This window comes from Sporosarcina sp. D27, from assembly GCF_000586555.1.
GTDB lineage: Bacteria > Bacillota > Bacilli > Bacillales_A > Planococcaceae > Sporosarcina.
The window spans coordinates 35942-55156 of the sequence record NZ_AZUC01000047.1 but is presented as its reverse complement, the minus strand read 5'-3'; the positions used below and the strand labels follow the sequence as shown (position 1 = coordinate 55156).

General features: G+C 42.0%; 21 protein-coding genes. 20 read left to right on the top strand and 1 reads right to left on the bottom strand.

The annotated features are described in order from the left end of the window. Window positions 1-4: 4 nt before the first annotated feature. The 18 genes from dnaJ to recO all read left to right on the top strand — a co-directional run bounded on the left by dnaJ (window position 5) and on the right by recO (window position 15921). Complete coding sequence (dnaJ, locus tag N693_RS0110830; protein WP_025784799.1) at window positions 5-1141, top strand: molecular chaperone DnaJ; 1137 nt, start codon at window positions 5-7, stop codon at window positions 1139-1141. A gap of 15 nt (window positions 1142-1156) precedes the next feature. Next, window positions 1157-2101, top strand: coding sequence for a 50S ribosomal protein L11 methyltransferase (gene prmA / locus N693_RS0110825; RefSeq protein WP_025784798.1), 945 nt, complete (start codon window positions 1157-1159; stop codon window positions 2099-2101). Window position 2102: 1 nt separating this feature from the next. Then, on the top strand, window positions 2103-2843 hold the full coding sequence (locus N693_RS0110820; RefSeq protein ID WP_025784797.1) for a 16S rRNA (uracil(1498)-N(3))-methyltransferase: 741 nt from the start codon (window positions 2103-2105) through the stop codon (window positions 2841-2843). Between the two features lie 16 nt (window positions 2844-2859). Then, window positions 2860-4200 (top strand): tRNA (N(6)-L-threonylcarbamoyladenosine(37)-C(2))-methylthiotransferase MtaB, encoded by a 1341-nt coding sequence (gene mtaB / locus N693_RS0110815; RefSeq protein ID WP_025784796.1) that lies wholly within the window; start codon window positions 2860-2862, stop codon window positions 4198-4200. 98 nt (window positions 4201-4298) lie between these two features. Continuing rightward, window positions 4299-4967, top strand: a complete 669-nt coding sequence (gene deoC / locus N693_RS0110810) for a deoxyribose-phosphate aldolase (protein ID WP_025784795.1) — start codon at window positions 4299-4301, stop codon at window positions 4965-4967. 100 nt (window positions 4968-5067) lie between these two features. After that, window positions 5068-5241, top strand: coding sequence for a 30S ribosomal protein S21 (rpsU, locus tag N693_RS0110805; RefSeq protein ID WP_025784794.1), 174 nt, complete (start codon window positions 5068-5070; stop codon window positions 5239-5241). A 265-nt stretch (window positions 5242-5506) separates the two neighbouring features. After that, complete coding sequence (locus tag N693_RS0110800; protein ID WP_037593148.1) at window positions 5507-6844, top strand: nodulation protein NfeD; 1338 nt, start codon at window positions 5507-5509, stop codon at window positions 6842-6844. Continuing rightward, a complete protein-coding gene (floA, locus tag N693_RS0110795; RefSeq protein WP_025784792.1) occupies window positions 6841-7842 on the top strand; it encodes a flotillin-like protein FloA in 1002 nt (333 codons plus the stop codon). Before N693_RS0110800 ends, floA begins: the two co-directional genes overlap by 4 nt. Before the next feature lie 36 nt (window positions 7843-7878). Further along, complete coding sequence (locus N693_RS0110790) at window positions 7879-8409, top strand: hypothetical protein (protein WP_025784791.1); 531 nt, start codon at window positions 7879-7881, stop codon at window positions 8407-8409. Window positions 8410-8466: 57 nt separating this feature from the next. Further along, a complete protein-coding gene (locus N693_RS0110785) occupies window positions 8467-8724 on the top strand; it encodes a hypothetical protein (protein ID WP_025784790.1) in 258 nt (85 codons plus the stop codon). Next, a complete protein-coding gene (locus tag N693_RS0110780; RefSeq protein WP_025784789.1) occupies window positions 8714-9808 on the top strand; it encodes a sporulation protein YqfD in 1095 nt (364 codons plus the stop codon). Before N693_RS0110785 ends, N693_RS0110780 begins: the two co-directional genes overlap by 11 nt. Continuing rightward, window positions 9809-10765, top strand: coding sequence for a PhoH family protein (locus tag N693_RS0110775; RefSeq protein ID WP_025784788.1), 957 nt, complete (start codon window positions 9809-9811; stop codon window positions 10763-10765). Window positions 10766-10819: 54 nt separating this feature from the next. Continuing rightward, window positions 10820-12937 carry an HD family phosphohydrolase gene (locus N693_RS0110770; RefSeq protein WP_025784787.1) on the top strand — a complete coding sequence of 706 codons (2118 nt, stop codon included), beginning with the start codon at window positions 10820-10822 and terminating at the stop codon, window positions 12935-12937. A 21-nt stretch (window positions 12938-12958) separates the two neighbouring features. Then, the gene (gene ybeY, locus N693_RS0110765) at window positions 12959-13429 is read left to right on the top strand and encodes an rRNA maturation RNase YbeY (RefSeq protein ID WP_025784786.1); all 471 of its coding nucleotides are present in this window, start codon (window positions 12959-12961) and stop codon (window positions 13427-13429) included. Between the two features lie 40 nt (window positions 13430-13469). Then, window positions 13470-13784: a diacylglycerol kinase family protein gene (locus N693_RS0110760; protein ID WP_051508739.1), complete on the top strand. Its 315-nt coding sequence runs from the start codon at window positions 13470-13472 to the stop codon at window positions 13782-13784. Window positions 13785-13802: 18 nt separating this feature from the next. Next, complete coding sequence (locus N693_RS0110755; RefSeq protein ID WP_025784784.1) at window positions 13803-14210, top strand: cytidine deaminase; 408 nt, start codon at window positions 13803-13805, stop codon at window positions 14208-14210. Then, the gene (gene era / locus N693_RS0110750) at window positions 14197-15105 is read left to right on the top strand and encodes a GTPase Era (RefSeq protein WP_025784783.1); all 909 of its coding nucleotides are present in this window, start codon (window positions 14197-14199) and stop codon (window positions 15103-15105) included. The genes N693_RS0110755 and era overlap by 14 nt, the downstream gene beginning before the upstream one ends. 30 nt (window positions 15106-15135) lie before the next feature. Beyond that, window positions 15136-15921, top strand: a complete 786-nt coding sequence (gene recO / locus N693_RS0110745) for a DNA repair protein RecO (RefSeq protein ID WP_025784782.1) — start codon at window positions 15136-15138, stop codon at window positions 15919-15921. An 80-nt stretch (window positions 15922-16001) separates the two neighbouring features. Here the strand turns inward: recO and N693_RS0110740 are convergent, their stop codons facing one another. Next, window positions 16002-17381, bottom strand: coding sequence for a glycine--tRNA ligase (locus tag N693_RS0110740; protein ID WP_025784781.1), 1380 nt, complete (start codon window positions 17379-17381; stop codon window positions 16002-16004). A gap of 323 nt (window positions 17382-17704) precedes the next feature. Here N693_RS0110740 and N693_RS19200 point away from each other — a divergent pair, with 323 nt between their 5' ends. Then, window positions 17705-18334 carry a helix-turn-helix transcriptional regulator gene (locus N693_RS19200; RefSeq protein WP_037593146.1) on the top strand — a complete coding sequence of 210 codons (630 nt, stop codon included), beginning with the start codon at window positions 17705-17707 and terminating at the stop codon, window positions 18332-18334. A gap of 10 nt (window positions 18335-18344) precedes the next feature. After that, entirely contained in the window at window positions 18345-19187 is an 843-nt protein-coding gene (locus tag N693_RS0110730) for a pyruvate, water dikinase regulatory protein (RefSeq protein ID WP_025784780.1), read from the top strand. The last annotated feature ends 28 nt before the right edge of the window (window positions 19188-19215 follow it).

The following is a 19215-nucleotide window of genomic DNA, read 5'->3' as shown; positions in this document are numbered from 1 at the left end:
ATGAATGAGCAAACGGGATTATTATGAAATACTTGGAGTGCCGAAAACAGCTACTAAAGAAGAGATACGGAAAGCTTATCGTAAACTTTCCAAACAGTTCCACCCAGATTTGAACAAAGAAGAAGGGGCGGAAGATAAGTTCAAAGAAGTTACAGAGGCTTTTGAAGTCCTAAGTGATGAAAATAAGCGTGCTTCTTATGACCAGTATGGCCATGCAGATCCGAGCCAAGGTTTTGGCGGAGGCGGATTCAGCGGCTTTGGTGGCGGTGGAGATGGATTCGGATTTGATGACATTTTCAGTTCGTTCTTTGGTGGTGGCGGAGGACGTCGCCGCGACCCGAATGCACCACGTAAAGGAGACGATCTTCAATATACAATGACCGTCGATTTCATGGAGGCTGCTTTCGGTAAAGAAACGGAAATTGAAATACCACGTGAAGAAGTCTGTAATACTTGCGATGGAAGTGGTGCCAAAAAAGGCACATCAGCGAAAACATGTACAAATTGTGGCGGTACTGGTCAAATCTCAGTTACGCAAAACACGCCACTGGGTCAAATGGTGAATCGAAAAGTATGTAACGTCTGTCAAGGTACAGGTAAGATCATTCCTGAGAAGTGTGAAACTTGTCATGGTAGCGGTAGAGTCAAAAAACGTAAAAAAATCAAGGTTACAATTCCGGCAGGTGTTGACGATGGGCAACAATTACGCGTGTCGGGTCAAGGTGAAGCGGGTGTAAATGGTGGACCGTCAGGGGATTTGTATATCGTATTCCGTGTTCGGCCACATGAGAAGTTCATTCGTGAAGCGGATGATATCCTTTTGGAAGTCTCGCTGACATTCCCTCAAGCTGCTCTTGGTGATGAAATAGAAGTACCAACGATTCATGGATCTGTGAATTTGAAAATTCCTGCTGGTACCCAATCAGGAACAACATTCCGTTTACGTGGAAAAGGGATTCAAAATGTTCATGGACATGGAATAGGTGACCAACATGTAATAGTGAAATTGCTGACACCTAAGAAGATGACGGAAAAACAAAAAGAACTGCTTCGGGAATTCGCTTCAATCGATGGGGATGCTCCGGGAGAATATTCAAGTTCACTGTTTGATAAAATCAAACGATCGATTAAAGGTGATTGAAGGGACTGAGTGTAGGTGAAATGGTCTGAAATAGCGATCCACACAACAAATGAGGCAACTGAGGCAGTTGCCAACATTCTTCATGAGGCAGGGGCAAGTGGTGTAGTCATTGAAGATTCAGGAGAACCGGAACGTACTCATGAAGATCGCTTCGGCGAAATCTATGACTTGGATCCACAAGACTTTCCATCTGAAGGCGTTTTAGTGAAAGCCTATTTACCAGCAAGCAGTTTCTTAAAAGAAACAGTGCAGGAAATTAGTGAATCGATTGATAAACTGAAGCAATTCAATTTGGATACTGGCAAGAAAGCTATTACAACCACTGAAGTGGATGAAGAAGACTGGGCAACTGCTTGGAAAAAGTATTATCATCCGGTGAAGATTTCAGGACGTTTCACGATTGTTCCAACTTGGGAAACATATGTACCAGTGGAATCTGATGAGCTGATTATTGAACTGGATCCAGGAATGGCGTTCGGCACAGGTACTCATCCGACTACAGTCATGTGCTTACAAGCTCTTGAAAAGTATGTGAAGCCTGAAGACTACGTCATTGATGTAGGAACAGGATCAGGCGTCCTCGCTATTGGTGCAACCTTGTTAAATGCTAAACGAGTGCTCGCTTTGGATTTGGATGAAGTGGCTGTTCGATCGGCAAAAGAAAACATTGCGTTAAATAGTTGTGATGAAAAAGTTGAAGTCGTGCATGGCAACCTTTTAGATTCTGTCAAAGAGCCTGCAGATTTAATCGTGGCCAATATATTGGCTGAAGTGATCGTTACATTCTCGCAAGACGCATTTCAGCTATTAGCGGATAATGGGTTGTTCATCGTATCTGGTATCATAGGGGCTAAAAAAGACTTTGTAAAAGAAGATCTCATTCAAAAAGGGTTCGAAATCGTTGAATCTGTTTTAATGGAAGATTGGGTCGCATTGGTTGCCCGCAAACGGGGGGAATAACGTGCAACGCTATTTTCTTGATCAGCCGTTTAAAGAAGACGGCTTTGCAACGATTACTGGTGAAGACGAAAAGCATATTACACGTGTGATGCGAATGCGTGAAGGTGAAGAAATCTGTTGTGTTTCAGAAGGCGTTGGTCGCATTGCCACAATTCATCGGATCGATGACAATGGTGTAACTGTACAGGATACAGGTAGAGCATCTTCAACGAGTGAACTTCCTGTCCAAGTTACCTTAGCATGCGGTTTACCTAAAGGGGATAAGTTGGAACTCATAGCCCAAAAAGGGACTGAGCTCGGTATGACCGGAATCATCCCTTTTCAAGCGGAGCGCTCAATCGTAAAATGGGACGAAAAAAAGGGAGACAAAAAAACAGCAAGGCTTCGTAAAATTGCCAAAGAAGCCGCTGAACAGTCTCACAGGACAGTCATTCCAAATATTTCCGAGCCTCTCGCTTTTAAAGAGATATTGAAGCAAGCAGAATCTTTCGACGTTTGTCTATTTGCAGATGAAGAAGAAGCAAAAGAAGGAACTTCAAAAAGAATTGCAGTCCGTCTCGAGAAGGTGTATCATGGACAATCGATACTGGTCTTATTTGGTCCTGAAGGTGGACTCTCAAGAGCTGAAGCTGAAATTTTAAGAAATGCTGGATTCTTACCTGTATCGCTTGGACCCCGTATTCTCCGCACAGAAACTGCGCCATTATACGTGTTATCCGCTATGTCTTACGAATTTGAATGAAAGAGGTGAGCAGCTGATGTCATTGGTTGCCTTCCATACATTGGGCTGTAAAGTGAATCACTATGAAACTGAAGCAATCTGGCAGCTTTTTAAAGATGCTGGCTATGAACGAACTGACTTTGAAAAAAACTCTGACGTTTATGTCATTAATACATGTACTGTTACCAATACTGGTGACAAAAAAAGCCGCCAAGTCATTCGGCGCGCAGTTCGTCAAAATCCAGATGCAGTCATTTGTGTAACAGGCTGTTATGCACAAACTTCACCTGCGGAAATCATGGCGATCCCTGGTGTGGATATCGTAGTCGGTACGCAAGATCGTACAAAATTGCTTGGATTAATCGAAGAATATCGCGAGGAACGTCAACCGATCAATGCTGTACGTAACATCATGAAAAATCGAGTGTACGAGGAACTGGATGTACCTGCTTTCACTGACCGCACTCGCGCGTCTTTGAAGATCCAAGAGGGATGTAACAACTTCTGCACATTTTGTATAATTCCATGGGCTCGTGGTCTTATGCGTTCACGTGATCCTGAAGAAGTTGTTCGCCAAGCGCAGCAGTTAGTCGATGCTGGATATTTGGAAATCGTGTTAACAGGTATCCATACAGGTGGCTATGGTGAGGATTTGAAAGACTATAACCTCGCTAAGTTGCTTATCGATCTCGAAACAAAAGTTAAAGGTCTCAAAAGACTTCGTATTAGTTCGATTGAAGCAAGTCAGCTGACGGATGAAGTGATTGAGGTTTTAAATAACTCATCAATTATCGTTCGCCATTTGCACATACCAATTCAATCCGGTTCTAATACTGTTCTAAAGAGAATGAGACGTAAGTATACGATGGAATTCTTTGCAGAGCGTCTGGATCGTCTTCGTGAGGCATTGCCTCATCTAGCGATCACATCAGATGTGATTGTAGGATTCCCAGGTGAAACGGAAGAAGAGTTTATGGAAACATATAATTTTATCCGTAATCATCGATTTTCCGAGTTGCACGTATTCCCATACTCTAAACGTACGGGGACACCTGCAGCCCGCATGGAAGACCAAGTGGATGAAGACGTGAAAAACGAGCGCGTTCATCGCCTGATTGAACTGAATGATCAGCTTGCAAAGCAGTATGCATCCGAGTTTGAAGGAGACGTTCTCGAAGTCATTCCAGAAGAAAAATTCAAAGAAGATCCGGAAAGTGATTTGTATGTAGGCTATACCGACAATTACTTAAAAGTGGTGTTCTCTGCCAGCGAGGAAATGGTTGGTAAAATTGTTAGGGTGAAATTATTGAAGGCGGGATATCCGTACAACGAAGGACAATTTGTTCGAGTATTAGAAGAACAAGAATTAGTTCATTAATGGAAACCACTGGGCATTGTGCCTGGTGGTTTCTTTTCTATTGTGTTGGATTCTGATATGATGTAAGAGGTACGTACATCCTCTAGGAGGTCATAAATATGAATTCAATAGCAAAAATGATCGATCACACATTATTAAAAGCAGATGCGACAAAAGAACAGGTGTTGGAACTTTGTAATGAAGCGAAGCAATATGAATTTGCTTCAGTGTGTTTGAACCCGACGTGGGTAAAAACAGCTGCTGAACTTCTTAAGGGGACACCTGTAAAAACTTGCACAGTTATTGGTTTTCCACTCGGTGCAACAACATCTGATGTAAAAGCTTTTGAGACTAAAAATGCGATTGAAAACGGTGCAAGTGAAATTGATATGGTCATTAACATCGGTGCTTTAAAAAGTGGGGATACGAAAGCGGTTCAACAAGATATAGAAGCGGTTGTGAACGCAGCAGCAGGTAAAGCAATTGTAAAAGTAATTATTGAGACGTCATTACTTACCGATGAAGAAAAGCGTACAGCTTGTGAGTTGTCTGTTCTTGCGAAAGCGGATTTCGTAAAAACCTCAACAGGATTTTCAACTGGTGGAGCTACAGTGGAAGACGTTAAATTGATGCGTAGCACAGTCGGACCTGAAATGGGCGTTAAAGCTTCAGGTGGGGTTCGTAGTTTAGAAGATTTGACTGCTATGAAAGAAGCGGGTGCAACACGCATTGGTGCAAGCTCCGGCGTAGCAATCATGAAAGGCCTTCAGTCAAAATCCGACTATTAATTTCATCTTTTATATTGACCGTTAGAAAATAATACGTTATAATTTTCAAGTACATAGCAGTATGCTATGTTCGAAGTGTGTTCGGAGGGAGGGACAAGAGATGACTAAAACAACTGTTCGTAAGAACGAATCACTTGAAGATGCTCTTCGCCGCTTCAAACGTACTGTATCAAAGAGTGGTACGATACAAGACGTAAGAAAGCATGAGTTTTATGAGAAGCCAAGTGTTAAGCGTAAAAAGAAATCTGAAGCTGCTCGTAAACGCAAATTCTGATTAACTCCTATATTGTTTGCTTAAAGCAACGTTAACCCAGTAAAATGCGCGTAAGCCAGAAAATCCTTAGGATTTTCTGGCTTACTTTTTTATATTCATAAATAAAGTTAATTCTTGTTAGTAGTTCATAGAATTCATTGAAGCTAAAAAGTTAAGAGTCGCAAATTATTCACAAGAAACTTTCCACAGAGTGAAACTTACGTGTGTTTTGTCCGTATAATAGGTATACTTAAAGGACAATCAACTTAGAAAGTAGGTGAGGTTTTTGCAGAAGCTCATTAGAGGATTTCTGCTTTTGACACTTATCGTATCAGCTATTGCACTTCCATTTTCGACTACTTCTCTAGCGAAAACTGGAACCGTTTACAAAGTTCCTATTCATAATGAAGTAGAAAAGGGCTTGCATGCATTTCTGAAGCGTTCTTTCAATGAGGCTGAAAAAACAGGGGCAGATGTTATTGTACTTGACATTAATACACCAGGTGGCTTTACAGATGCTGCAGGTGAAATTGCGAAGCTAATGGATGAGACTGAACCAAAAATTGTCGCGTACATTAACAATCGGGCTTTATCAGCAGGAGCTTTCCTTGCCCTTCATGCAGATGAAATCTATATGTCACCAGGTTCTAAAATGGGTGCTTCAGCGGTGATTGACGGATCGGGCAATGCAGCAGACAAAAAAGCTCGAAGTGCTTGGTCAGCAGATATGAAAAATGCAGCTGAGTCACAAAAACGTGACCCTAAATTTGCACTGGCTATGGCAAATCCTGAGGAAGATCTCCCGGAATTCCGTGCAGGTAAAGGTGAGTTATTAACATTGACTGATCGTGAAGCCGCAGAAGTAGGCTACAGTGAAGGAACAGTCGCTACCTATGATGAGTTGTTGGCGAAAATTGGAATGGAAGGTGCAACAACTATATCTACCGATCCAACATTTAGTGAACAGATTGCACGATTCATTACCAATCCTGTAGTTGTTCCAATATTACTTTCAATTGCAGGTCTTGGGTTAATCGTAGAATTGTACTCCCCAGGATTTGGAGTAGCGGGTACAATGGGTATTTCAGCTCTATTACTCTTTTTCTACGGACATTTGATAGCTGGTTTAGCAGGCTATGAAGCGATTCTCTTGTTCCTCCTTGGTGCGGGATTGATTGTTGCGGAGTTGTTCTTGCCCCATGGGATTGCAGGAATAGCAGGTGCAGTCGCTGTCACCGGTAGTATTATAATGGCAGGTGCGAATCCTGCATATATGGCGATTTCTGTGCTCATTGCACTAATAATTGCTACAACGGGGATGGTGGTTATTATGAAATTCTTTGGAAAGAAACTGCATTTGTTGAACAGAATGATTCTTATGGACGCAACGGATACGGAAAGCGGATATGTTTCGAATGTAAACCGCATTGATTGGCTTGGTAAAACAGCGGTCACTCTAACACCGTTACGTCCATCGGGAGCAATTGTGTTAGACGGAGAACGAATCGATGTCGTTTCAGAAGGAAACTACATTGATAAAGGAAAGCATGTTAAGATAGTGAAAGTTGAAGGATCTCGGACAGTAGTCAGGGAACTTCAAGAAATGGAGGGGAATGAAGGATGATCAGTGGTAGTTTAATTGGGATCGTAGTAATCGCCGTTGTAGCGATTATCATCTTGTCTGTGTTCTTTACGTTTGTACCCGTTGCATTGTGGATTTCCGCAATTTCAGCAGGAGTTAGAGTAAGCATCTTTACATTAGTGGGAATGCGTCTTAGAAGAGTAATTCCAAGCCGTGTTGTAAACCCACTCATTAAAGCACACAAAGCAGGAGTGGACGTTTCGATTAATCAGCTAGAGAGTCATTACCTTGCTGGTGGTAACGTTGACCGCGTTGTAAACGCACTAATTGCAGCTCAACGTGCAAATATTGAACTGACATTCGAACGTGCTGCAGCAATTGACCTTGCAGGTCGTGACGTGCTGCAAGCCGTACAAATGTCTGTAAACCCTAAAGTTATTGAAACACCATTCATTGCAGGTGTTGCGATGAACGGTATCGAAGTAAAAGCGAAAGCGCGTATTACAGTTCGTGCGAACATCGACCGCCTCGTTGGTGGTGCGGGTGAAGAGACAATTGTTGCGCGTGTTGGTGAGGGAATTGTTAGTACCATCGGTTCTTCGGTCGATCATGCAAAAGTATTGGAAAATCCAGATTTGATTTCTCAAACAGTTCTTACAAAGGGATTGGATTCTGGTACAGCATTTGAAATACTCTCAATCGATATTGCTGACGTTGATATCGGTAAGAACATAGGTGCTGAACTTCAAACTGAGCAAGCACAAGCAGATAAGAATATTGCGCAGGCAAAAGCGGAAGAACGTCGTGCAATGGCAGTTGCTAGCGAACAAGAAATGAGTGCAAAAGTTGTTGAGATGCGCTCTAAGGTTGTGGAAGCAGAAGCAGAAGTACCACTTGCAATGGCTGAAGCGCTTCGTAGCGGCAATATCGGTGTGATGGATTACATGAACTATAAGAACCTTCAAGCAGATACAGGTATGAGAGATTCCATCGGGAAAATAAGCGGTTCTGGAGATCAGGACAATAAGCCAAAGAACTAATGGTTAACCGCAACTTCCCGGAAAGGGGATGTGCTGATGGAACAAATTATCATTCTGATTGCGATTGGACTTCTCAGTACGTTATTCGGTAAAAAGAATAAGGGCGACGATCAAAGTCAGAAACAAGGGACACCTCAAAAAACAGAGATGCCTAAAAAGCAGCCAATGACAGAAAGACAGCCTACGCCACAACGAGCTCAACAGACTCAGGCACAAAAGTCATCAACCTCTGAACAAATGGATCCTTTTAAAAGATTAAAAGAGCTTACAGGCGAAATTTATAAGGAAATCCAAGTTGACCAGCGGAAAACAGTGGCGGAACAACCAGTGCCGACAGAACCGGTTTTAGTTTCTGAAGCACCTAGGAAGAATTCTGTAAGTCCAAAACCAGTTCGACCGGAAAGACAAACAAGCTCTCGATCTTCAGGTAGACTTTCGACACATAATCCAGACCAACAGAGGTTTGTAAAGAGTGAATCCCTTAATGTGGATGTTACGAGTAAACAAGATATACTGAGAGGGATCGTGTTTTCAGAAATTCTGGGACCACCAAAATCTAAACAATAAACCAATACGCATTGACCCCCTGTACCGAGCATAAGAATGGTATAGGGGGTCAATGCGTTGAGAAAACTATTTGAAATGGGATCTTTAGTTTCACTGGAAGATTTAACTTCACTCAAAGTACTGGGTGGATATGAGTTAGTCATCATTTCCGAAGACTATGCGAAGTTACGTAAGGAAGGCTATGTCATCCATATTAAAGGCACTGACATACATTTTGACATGCTAATGGAAAAATCAGCGTTACTCTCCTTCACTGAGTTACACGAACTTCGAATTACGAAAGACGCGAAGGAAGGAGAGGTGTATGAAGCGTAAGCTGTATGACGTAGAATTGAAAGGTGAAGGTAAGCCCGCCCATCTGGTCAATGAGATGATTCGGAATAAGAAACGTGTTTCAAGACTTGAACACATAGATGGTGCTATTTGGTTTCGCACAGACAAAAATGGCTTAAAGTACATTCGGGCAAATAGACGACGATTCAAGTTAAAAGTCCATGTAGAGCGCTTAGGTGATGGAACCCCAATCAATAGAATATTCCATTCTTGGGTCGCATTGCTACTCTGCATCATCCCGTTTCTCGCTTCGATGTTTTTGTGGCAAGTTAACGTTGATGCAGAGCATCCTGAAATTGCTGAGCGGATAGAACAAACTTTGAAAAAGTCAGCAGTAGTTCCGATGAAGATGTTGCGTCAGTTACCAGATGAAGGAACGATTCGCAGCCAAATTATGACTGATGAGCCTGATCTATCCTGGGTGCGATTTGAAAAAAAGGGTGCAACACTTACTGTGATTCCGATGATTTCACCAAAAACCTCTAGCAAGGTTGAAAAAACAGGAAAACCTGGTGAGCTAGCAGCGCGCACTGGAGGTGTCATTACAGGCTTTCAGCTGAAAAGTGGAGAAAGGGTAGCTCGCCTCAACCAAACCGTTAAAAAAGGGGATCTGCTGGCTACAGGCGTATTAGAACAAGGTGACAAGGTGGCAGTAGTAGGTGCAGAAGGTGCTGTTTTTGCGGACTATTGGCTAGAGTACAAATTCTCATTACCTAAAACGGTTCAATACCGTGCCGCTGGGGAGAAGCGTGTGTTTATAGAATGGCACTTACCGTGGCTGAAACAAAATTCCGAAAATCACCCATTTTGGAAGATTGTAGAGTGGAACGAAGAAGTGGATAATACTATAAAAACTATTACTTTAGAAGAAGGAATGGAGAAAAATTTTTTAGTCCCATTATTAAAACATAAATTACTATCTGAAACCTCATTTGAAAAGGATATAAAAGATGAAAATATTTTACAGGTGACGTTTGATAGTGATAAAGTAACAGGGACTATACTTTTTTTGATCAACGAAAATATTGCGGTAAAAAGACCAATATCCCAAGGGGGAGACGATTGATTGAGTGAACAACAACTTCAACTACATCTAGAAGATCCAAACGAAGCAATCATGTTACTTGGAATTTCTGACCAAAACATTAAGCTGATTGAAGAAAATCTATCCGTTGCTGTACTGTCACGAGGTGAAACGATTTCTCTCAAAGGGTCGGAAGAGAATACAGCTGCAGCGAAACAACTCTTAGAACAATTGTTGAAAGTGATTCGTAAGGGAATCCAAATAAACCAACGAGATGTTGCAACTGCTATTGAAATGGTGAATAATGGTACTATTGAATACTTTGCCGAACTGTACGATGTTGAAATCGCTCGGAACAGTAAAGGAAAAGTGATTCGTGCAAAAACAATAGGACAACGTGAATATGTTCAAGCAATCCGGCAGAACGATTTGACTTTTTGTATTGGACCCGCTGGAACTGGGAAAACGTATTTGGCCGTTGTACTTGCAGTTCATGCCATGAAAACCGGTTCTGCAAAACGAATCATTTTAACGCGACCGGCTGTGGAAGCGGGAGAGAGTTTAGGCTTCTTGCCGGGTGATTTAAAAGATAAAGTCGATCCCTATTTACGTCCACTTTACGATGCGCTGCATGATATGTTAGGCGCTGAACATACGGAACGTCTAATAGAGCGTGGAACCATTGAAATTGCGCCACTTGCTTACATGAGAGGGCGTACATTGGATGATGCGTTTGTCATTCTTGATGAAGCTCAAAATACGACGCACGCTCAAATGAAAATGTTCTTAACTCGATTGGGCTTTGGTTCTAAAATGGTCATTACGGGTGACAAGACACAGATAGATTTACCCAAAGGTTCAAAGTCAGGACTCATTGCAGCGGAATCCATTTTGTCAAAAGTTCGAGAAATTCACTTCCAATATTTAGAGCCAGCTGACGTGGTCCGACATCCTATTGTTGCAAAAATTATCGATGCATACGAAGAAGAGCAGTCCTAACCGGGCTGCTCCTTACATACTTTTTGTATTTCAGACTGAAAGGGGATTCAAGGGATGCTAAAGCCGTTGATCCAACTTATCAAGTCCTTAAAATTTCATGTAACTGCCTGGTTGGTTATTGGATTGTCTGCAGTCCTTCTATTTTTTATTATCTATGATGATGTGAAGCAAGAGACTTATGAGTTAACACCTTTTCAAATTGCTCCAAGTACGCTCCGATCGTTAAAAACGGTAGAGGATACTGTGAAAACAGAAGAAGAGCGTGACCGTGTTGCGGAAGAACAACCACCTGTTTATCAGTTCAATGAAGAGATTTCTACCAATAGACAGTCAATCGCTACCTCGTTGTTCGACTATATTCTTGAAGTGAAAAAAAGTACATTGAGTGAAGAAGAGACGGTTTCAGCAACCTCGCTAAAAGCGGCAATTCGTGAAATGAATAATAAGTTAAAAGAATTAAAAGAGACGGAACCAGACTTTTATTTGAGTGAAACTGTTTTAACAGGGCTTCTTACTGAAAGTGAAGCAGTATTACTAGAGATGCGCTCTGAGCTTACTAAAATTGTGGCAGAGGAACTATCGAAACCGATTAAAGCGAAAGATGTAACGGTCTCTCAATATGATGCGGAGCGTAAAATCAGAACTTCTTCAAAAATTCCTGATGGACAAGTTCAAACGATGATTCAGCTAGTGCGACCGTTAATTGTCCCTACAGAAACTATAAACGAAGAATTGACAGAGGAACGATTGAAACAGGCTCGAGACAGTATAGAACCTACCAGAATTCTTCAAGGGCAAGTGATTGTAAGGGAAGGTCAAGTGATTGACAAGGAAATATACCGACAGCTTGAAGTAACGGGTTTGCTGACAAACCAAACATCTATCAAACCGATTGTTGCATTAATTTGTTTGATTGTTCTTTTGTCGGGGCTTGTCTATATTCATTTCATGTCAAGAAAAGAAGATAAACAAGTCTTAAAGAAAGCATTACTCATCTTTTACTCAATTTTCTTTTTGGTTATTGTAATGATGAAGTTTACAGGATTATTGGAAAAAGAGTTCGATGTCCAAGTCTCATTTCTTTTTCCTGTCGCATTAGCACCTTTGTTAGTGAAAATTCTTACGAATGAACGATTAGCCATTCTCTCTGTCGTAATGATTGCCGCTGCAAGTGGTCTCATTTTACAAGAAGGTGTTACGTCGCTTATGCAAATGGAAGTAGTATTGTACTTCCTACTAAGCGGTGTAACGGCACTAATTGTCCTTGGCGAAAGTGGAAGACGTCTTACGATTATGAGAACAAGCTTGGCGGTCGCCATTGCAAACTTGTTGTACGTTGCGTTTTATTTGCTTATGACACAATCTACGTACACGCTTTCAGAAATCATATTCTATGCAATAGCTGCTATCAGCTCGGCAATTCTTTCAGCTGCGCTTACAATCGGTTTGTTGCCATTCTTTGAATCGATATTTGGAATTGTTTCAGATATGCGTCTAGTCGAGTTGTCTAATCCAAACCATCCGCTATTGAAAAAGGTGCTGACAGAAACACCAGGAACGTATCATCACAGTGTGATGGTCGCCAATTTAGCCGATGCGGCGTGTGAGGCAATTGGAGCGAATGGATTACTAGCTCGAGTTGGCAGTTATTATCATGACATCGGGAAAACGGTAAGACCATTGTATTTTATCGAAAATCAACATGGTGTCAATCCTCATGATCAGCTAACACCTGAAGAAAGTCGCGATATTATTATTGCTCATGCGTCAGATGGCGCTGATTTACTTGCCGCAAAGAAGATGCCTCAACAAATTATAGATATCGCTCGTCAACATCACGGAACTAGTTTCTTGAAGTACTTTTATTTTAAAGCGAAGGAACAAGGGAAAGATGTAGTAGAGGACGACTTTAGATACCAAGGACCAAAACCGCAAACGAAAGAAATTGCAGTCATTTCAATTGCAGATAGTTGTGAAGCGGCCGTTCGTTCCATGAAAGAACCGACTCCTGAAAAAATCTCGGGTTTGGTTAAATCGATTGTGAAGGACAAACTTAACGATGGCCAATTCGATGAATGTGAGTTGTCCTTGAAAGAAATTCGTAAAGTGGAACAAGTGATTTGTGAAACGTTGAACGGTATTTTTCATAGCCGGATTGAATACCCGAAATGAGGAAACAGAGGAGGGAGTAGTATGTTGGAAATCGATTTTATTGATGAAATAAATGGTGATGGGCAAATTGCAGAACAACTTATTCAGAAGCTCCTTTCTTTTGCTGCTGATGCAGAAGGGCTTGAAGATGGAACTGAACTGTCTGTCACCTTTTTAGATGATGACGCCATAAAACAGGTCAACCGAGATTACCGAGGGAAAGATCAGCCAACTGACGTTATCTCATTTGCGCTTGAAGAAGAGGGCGAAGGAGAAGCGGCTATCATCGGAGCCGATGATATGCCACGTCATTTAGGGGACTTGCTAATATCGGTGGAAACCGCTCAACGCCAAGCTGTAGACTATGGGCATAGTGTAGAACGAGAACTTGGTTTCCTTGCATTGCATGGCTTTTTGCACTTGCTCGGATATGATCACATGACAGAAAATGATGAAAAGAAAATGTTCGGTCGACAAGATGAAATCTTAAAGTCGTTCGGACTCGAGAGATAATGCGGTGAAAGCATTTTTCAAAGCATTCACCTATGCTTGGATGGGAATTGTGCATGGAGCAACTCGTGAACGGAACGTAAAGTTTCATCTAGTGGCAGCGATTGTTGTGATAGTTGTAGGATGGTGGACAGGGTTAAGTCAACTTGAATGGATAATTATTACCGCTGTTATTGCGCTGATGATTGCATTAGAATTAATGAATGCTGCAGTTGAACGTGTGGTAGACTTAGTTACGCAAGAAAGGCAACCTTTAGCGAAACAAGCAAAAGACCTCGCAGCCGGGGCTGTGCTTGTTTTTTCTATCGCCAGTGCGATAATTGGGTTGCTAATCTTTTTGCCGAAATGGCTGATGTAAACGAATGGAGTGAAATTTTTGGACAAACAACAACTAATGGAGCATGCAAAACATGCACTGCAAAATGCATATGTACCCTATTCTAAATTTCCTGTGGGAGCTGCCTTACTTACGGAAGACGGGACCGTATTTGAAGGATGTAATATTGAAAACTCAGCTTATAGTATGACAAATTGTGCAGAACGCACTGCTTTTTTTAAAGCAATATCAGAAGGCAATCGTTCGTTCGTAGCGCTAGCTGTGACAGGGGATACAGACGGACCAATCTCACCTTGTGGAGCATGCCGACAAGTAATCTCTGAATTTTGTTCTGTAGATATGCCTGTCTATTTAACGAATCTTAAAGGTGATGTTCAGGACACGACAGTTGGAGAACTGATACCTGGTGCGTTTCGTAAGGAGGACCTCGAATATGGCGCCAAGTAAATTTAAATCAGGATTTGTTTCTATAATAGGAAGACCTAACGTTGGTAAATCAACATTTTTGAATCGCGTAGTCGGTCAAAAAATCGCCATTATGAGTGATAAGCCTCAAACAACTCGTAATAAGGTCCAAGGGGTCGTTACCGGCGATACTTCACAGATTGTATTCATTGATACACCAGGAATCCATAAGCCGAAGCACAAGCTAGGTGATTTCATGGTGAAGTCTGCCAAGAATACATTAAAAGAAGTAGACGTAATAATGTTTATGGTGAATGCTAACGAGAAAATCGGACCTGGTGATCGCTTTGTAATTGAAATGCTAAAGAACTCGGATACACCCGTTTTCTTGGTCATCAACAAAATCGACCTCGTTCATCCTGATGATTTGCTGGGAATCATTACATCTTATGTAGATGAATATGACTTCGCAGAAATTGTTCCGTTATCCGCATTAAACGGCAATAATGTTGAGCGCTTAATGGAGACGATCAACAAGTATCTTCCAGAAGGCCCTAAATATTATCCGGACGACCAAGTAACAGATCATCCAGAGCGTTTCATTATTTCAGAATTGATTCGTGAGAAAGTACTTCACCTGACACGCGAAGAAGTTCCACATTCGATAGCGGTAGTTATTGAGAAAATAGCTCGTGATGAAGACAAAAATATTGTCAACGTCATGGCGACCATTATTGTAGATCGCGATTCCCAAAAAGGGATTGTCATTGGTAAACAAGGAGCCTTATTGAAGCAAATCGGTACAAAAGCAAGACGCGATATCGAAATGCTATTAGGTTCCAAGGTATTTCTTGAACTGTGGGTGAAAGTTCAAAAGGATTGGCGCAACAAACCAGGACAGCTGAAGGAATTCGGCTTCCGCGACGACGAGTATTGATCGTCCCGCACACTAGTGGAGGCGAACGTCATGATGAACAAATGGGAAGGCATCGTACTACGCACGATGCCTTACGGTGAGACCAACAAGATTGTAACGATTTTAACGAAGGAAGCAGGCAAGCTGACAGCGATGGCCAGGGGGGCAAAAAAACCCGCCAGTCGTTTGTCTTCCATTTCTCAAGTGTTTGTCTATGGATCCTTTTTACTGCGCACAGGAAAAGGGATGGGTTCTCTTGAACAAGGGGAGCCCATAGATTCCATGCGCCATATACGTGAAGATTTGGAAGCCACTTCGTATGCAAGTTATATTGTAGAGTTGGTAGACAGACTTACTGATGATGGTGAGCGATCGACAGGCGTCTTTAATCTGTTATACGAAGCACTGCATGCGATTAACGAAGGATATGATCCTGAAGCCATAGCGCTGTTCGTTGAGTGGAAGATGCTCCCAGTAGCAGGGATTCATCCGGTGTTGCATCATTGTGCATCATGCGGTTCGGTTGAAGGAGAATTTGCATTTTCGTTTCAGGAAATAGGATTTCTGTGCCATCGCTGCTTCCATACTGATCCATATATCGTAAGAATAACTCCTGCTCAACTGAAACTCATCCGTACATTTGCTACTGTACCGATCACACAAGTAGGTTCTCTTTCGTTAAAGAAGTCGACCAAGCAATTCATGAAAAAGCTGGTTCGTCAAATTTATGATGAACAAGTCGGACTGAGATTGAAATCACGGTCTTTTCTGGATCAGCTCGATCGGACACCTAGTCTATTACCAACTAAAGAAAAACCGACAGATTCAGATGAATAATCTGATTCTGTCGGTTTTTTTCAATTAATTGCGCCTTCATCTCACCACATATAGAAGTGGGAGACTCATGCTGAATGAAGTTAAAATGCAATACGTTCTTCGATATAAGCTTTTAGCTCTTCAATCGGCAAGCGAACTTGTTCCATTGAGTCGCGGTGACGCACTGTTACTTGACGATCTTCTTCAGAATCGAAATCATACGTAATACAGAATGGAGTTCCGATCTCGTCTTGGCGGCGGTAACGCTTACCGATGGACTGTGAGTCGTCATACTGTACAGGGAAGTGCTTGCAGAGCTCCGCATACACATCTCCTGCGCCTTCAGCTAACTTCTTGGATAATGGTAACACAGCGGCTTTAACAGGTGCTAAAGCTGGGTGGAACCGCATGACTGTACGTTTGTCATCGCCTTCAAGTACCTCTTCGTCAAATGCGTCGCATAAGAATGCAAGAGTGACACGGTCAGCTCCGACAGATGGTTCGATACAGTACGGTACAAACTTTTCGTTTGTAACAGGATCTTGGTAATGGAAGTCTTCATTGGAATATTCCATATGACGCTTCAAGTCGAAGTCTGTACGGTTAGCGATTCCCCATAGTTCACCCCATCCAAATGGGAATTTGAACTCGATATCGACTGTTCCTTTTGAGTAGTGGGATAATTCGTCTTCATTATGCTCACGAAGACGCATATTCTCTTCATTTAGACCAAGGTCGAGTAACCAGTTCTTTGAAGCATCACGCCAGAAGGCATACCACTCTTCGTCTTCACCTGGTTTACAGAAGAATTCAAGTTCCATCTGTTCGAATTCACGTGTACGGAATGTGAAGTTACCCGGAGTGATTTCGTTGCGGAAACTTTTACCGATTTGAGCGATACCGAATGGGAGTTTTTTACGCATGGAGCGTTGCACGTTTTTGAAATTCACAAAAATTCCTTGAGCCGTCTCGGGACGTAGGAAGATTTCGTTTGCAGATGAATCAGTAACCCCTTGAGTCGTTTTGAACATCAAGTTGAACTGACGGATATCTGTATAGTCCAATGCGGAGCAAGACGGACAGACGATATTGTGCTCGATGATCAAGTCCTTCATCTTTTCAAATGGCATTCCGTCAACGACAATTTCCATACCTTTAGCTTCAAGTGCATCTTCAATCAGTTTGTCTGCACGATGACGTGTTTTACACTTTTTACAGTCAATCATAGGATCATTGAAGTTCCCGATATGTCCAGACGCTTCCCAAACTTTAGGGTTCATCAAGATTGCAGCATCGAGTCCTACGTTATGTGGAGATTCTTGAACGAATTTTTTCCACCAAGCTCGTTTGATATTGTTTTTCAATTCAATACCAAGTGGACCGTAGTCCCATGTATTCGCTAGTCCTCCATAAATTTCTGAACCAGGAAATACGAATCCACGCTGTTTTGAAACGTTAACAATTTGTTCCATTGTATACATAATAATCCCTCCAATTAAAATAAGCACCCATCCTCGGACATATGTCCGAGGACGGGTGCGTAATGCCCCGCGGTTCCACCTCGATTGACTGTACAACTGAACAGTCCTCTTTAAGCTTACTATGGCTCCAGGTTGCCTTTTCATGTCAAGTACGGGCTCTCACTATCCCCGTTCGCTTATTGCTGACAGTACTTATTGACCTTTCTTCGCCTATTCAAATATGAGTTTAGTTTAGCACGGTTCGTGATTCTTCGCAATAGAACTGGATTTGTTATATACTGAAGTAAGATTTGTTTAATTGAACGCTTAGGACGGTGACATAGATGGAACTCAATAAGCGCCAGACGGAGATCCTCGAGATCGTCAAGGCGGACGGACCGATTACCGGAGAACATATTGCCGAGCGGTTAAACTTAACAAGAGCTACCATACGACCTGATTTAGCCATCCTTACGATGGCGGGCTATTTAGACGCACGCCCTCGTGTCGGCTATTTCTACTCGGGTAAAAAGCAAGTGCATTCCGTGGGAGATGAAATGATTGGCATGAAAGTTGGTGACTTTCAATCCACTCCAGCTGTTGTACCAGAAAACAGTTCAGTTTATGATGCAATTTGCCAGATGTTTTTACAAGATGTAGGTACCTTGTTTGTTGTAGATGAAGAAGCCTGTTTAACAGGGGTCCTTTCACGAAAAGACTTATTGAGGACAAGTATTGGGAATACGGAGCTCGAAAAAATACCCGTACACGTCATTATGACCCGAATGCCAAATGTTATATACTGTCACAAGAAAGACACACTTTTATCTGCTGCTCGAAAAATGATCGATAAGCAAATAGATTCATTACCTGTAATAGGGACAGCAAAAGAAGGTCTAGAAGTGGTTGGAAGAATTACAAAAACAAATATAACTGCAGCGTTTTTAACACTTGCACAAGATCATGAGCTATGAGGTGAGTCCTATGAAAAAACTCAAGTTTTTTATCGTTTCAGATTCTGTTGGTGAAACCGCGGAACTTGTGGCGAAAGCAGCAGCAAGTCAATTCCGTCAAGATTTGGATACGGTTTCGATGAAGCGATTTTCCCATATTGAAGAAAAAAGTCAGCTTGAAGAAATTGCCTGGCTTGCTGAACAACAAAAAGCAGTAATCGTCTATACATTAGTTCGTAGTGATATGAGAGAAGCGCTGACACAGTGTTGTCGCGAACGGGATGTACAATGTCTAGATTTACTAGGCCCCATTATGAAGTCTCTTGAACAAGTATTAGATGAAAAGCCAACGGAAGAACCAGGACTTGTCCGCCAGTTGGATGAAGACTATTTCAGAAAGATTGAAGCCATCGAATTTGCTGTGAAATATGACGATGGACGTGACCCTCGTGGCGTATTGAATGCGGATATTGTGCTTGTAGGAATTTCCAGGACTTCTAAGACTCCTCTTTCTCAATATTTAGCTCATCAGCGCTTTAAAGTCGCGAATGTTCCACTTGTTCCGGAGGTGGAGCCCCCTGCAGAACTTTATGAAATCGATCCTGATAAGTGTTTCGGACTTGTCATTTCTCCTGAGATACTCAATTCGATTCGTAAGGAACGGTTAATTGCATTAGGGCTGAAAGATGATGCGAACTATGCGAAAATTGATAGAATCGAACAAGAAATTTCTCACTTCAATAAGGTTGTCAGTAAAATCGGATGTACGGTGATTGATGTCTCAAATCGGGCAGTGGAAGAGACAGCGAACGTAATTTTATCGCATATGAATAGCCGGAAATTTGAGCAAATTAGGAAGGACCTCCATCGATAAGGCGGGTCCCTCTTTTTTCGTTCAATAC

What these genes read in the sequence shown, in the direction of transcription:
- mtaB (WP_025784796.1), top strand. Translation starts at nt 2,860, where the DNA reads ATGTCATTGGTTGCCTTCCATACATTGGGCTGTAAAGTGAATCACTAT.
- era (WP_025784783.1), top strand. Translation starts at nt 14,197, where the DNA reads ATGGCGCCAAGTAAATTTAAATCAGGATTTGTTTCTATAATAGGAAGA.
- ybeY (WP_025784786.1), top strand. Translation starts at nt 12,959, where the DNA reads ATGTTGGAAATCGATTTTATTGATGAAATAAATGGTGATGGGCAAATT.
- rpsU (WP_025784794.1), top strand. Translation starts at nt 5,068, where the DNA reads ATGACTAAAACAACTGTTCGTAAGAACGAATCACTTGAAGATGCTCTT.
- N693_RS19200 (WP_037593146.1), top strand. Translation starts at nt 17,705, where the DNA reads ATGGAACTCAATAAGCGCCAGACGGAGATCCTCGAGATCGTCAAGGCG.
- dnaJ (WP_025784799.1), top strand. Translation starts at nt 5, where the DNA reads ATGAGCAAACGGGATTATTATGAAATACTTGGAGTGCCGAAAACAGCT.
- recO (WP_025784782.1), top strand. Translation starts at nt 15,136, where the DNA reads ATGATGAACAAATGGGAAGGCATCGTACTACGCACGATGCCTTACGGT.
- N693_RS0110760 (WP_051508739.1), top strand. Translation starts at nt 13,470, where the DNA reads ATGGGAATTGTGCATGGAGCAACTCGTGAACGGAACGTAAAGTTTCAT.
- floA (WP_025784792.1), top strand. Translation starts at nt 6,841, where the DNA reads ATGATCAGTGGTAGTTTAATTGGGATCGTAGTAATCGCCGTTGTAGCG.
- N693_RS0110780 (WP_025784789.1), top strand. Translation starts at nt 8,714, where the DNA reads ATGAAGCGTAAGCTGTATGACGTAGAATTGAAAGGTGAAGGTAAGCCC.
- N693_RS0110740 (WP_025784781.1), bottom strand. Translation starts at nt 17,381, where the DNA reads ATGTATACAATGGAACAAATTGTTAACGTTTCAAAACAGCGTGGATTC.
- N693_RS0110790 (WP_025784791.1), top strand. Translation starts at nt 7,879, where the DNA reads ATGGAACAAATTATCATTCTGATTGCGATTGGACTTCTCAGTACGTTA.
- N693_RS0110730 (WP_025784780.1), top strand. Translation starts at nt 18,345, where the DNA reads ATGAAAAAACTCAAGTTTTTTATCGTTTCAGATTCTGTTGGTGAAACC.
- deoC (WP_025784795.1), top strand. Translation starts at nt 4,299, where the DNA reads ATGAATTCAATAGCAAAAATGATCGATCACACATTATTAAAAGCAGAT.
- N693_RS0110770 (WP_025784787.1), top strand. Translation starts at nt 10,820, where the DNA reads ATGCTAAAGCCGTTGATCCAACTTATCAAGTCCTTAAAATTTCATGTA.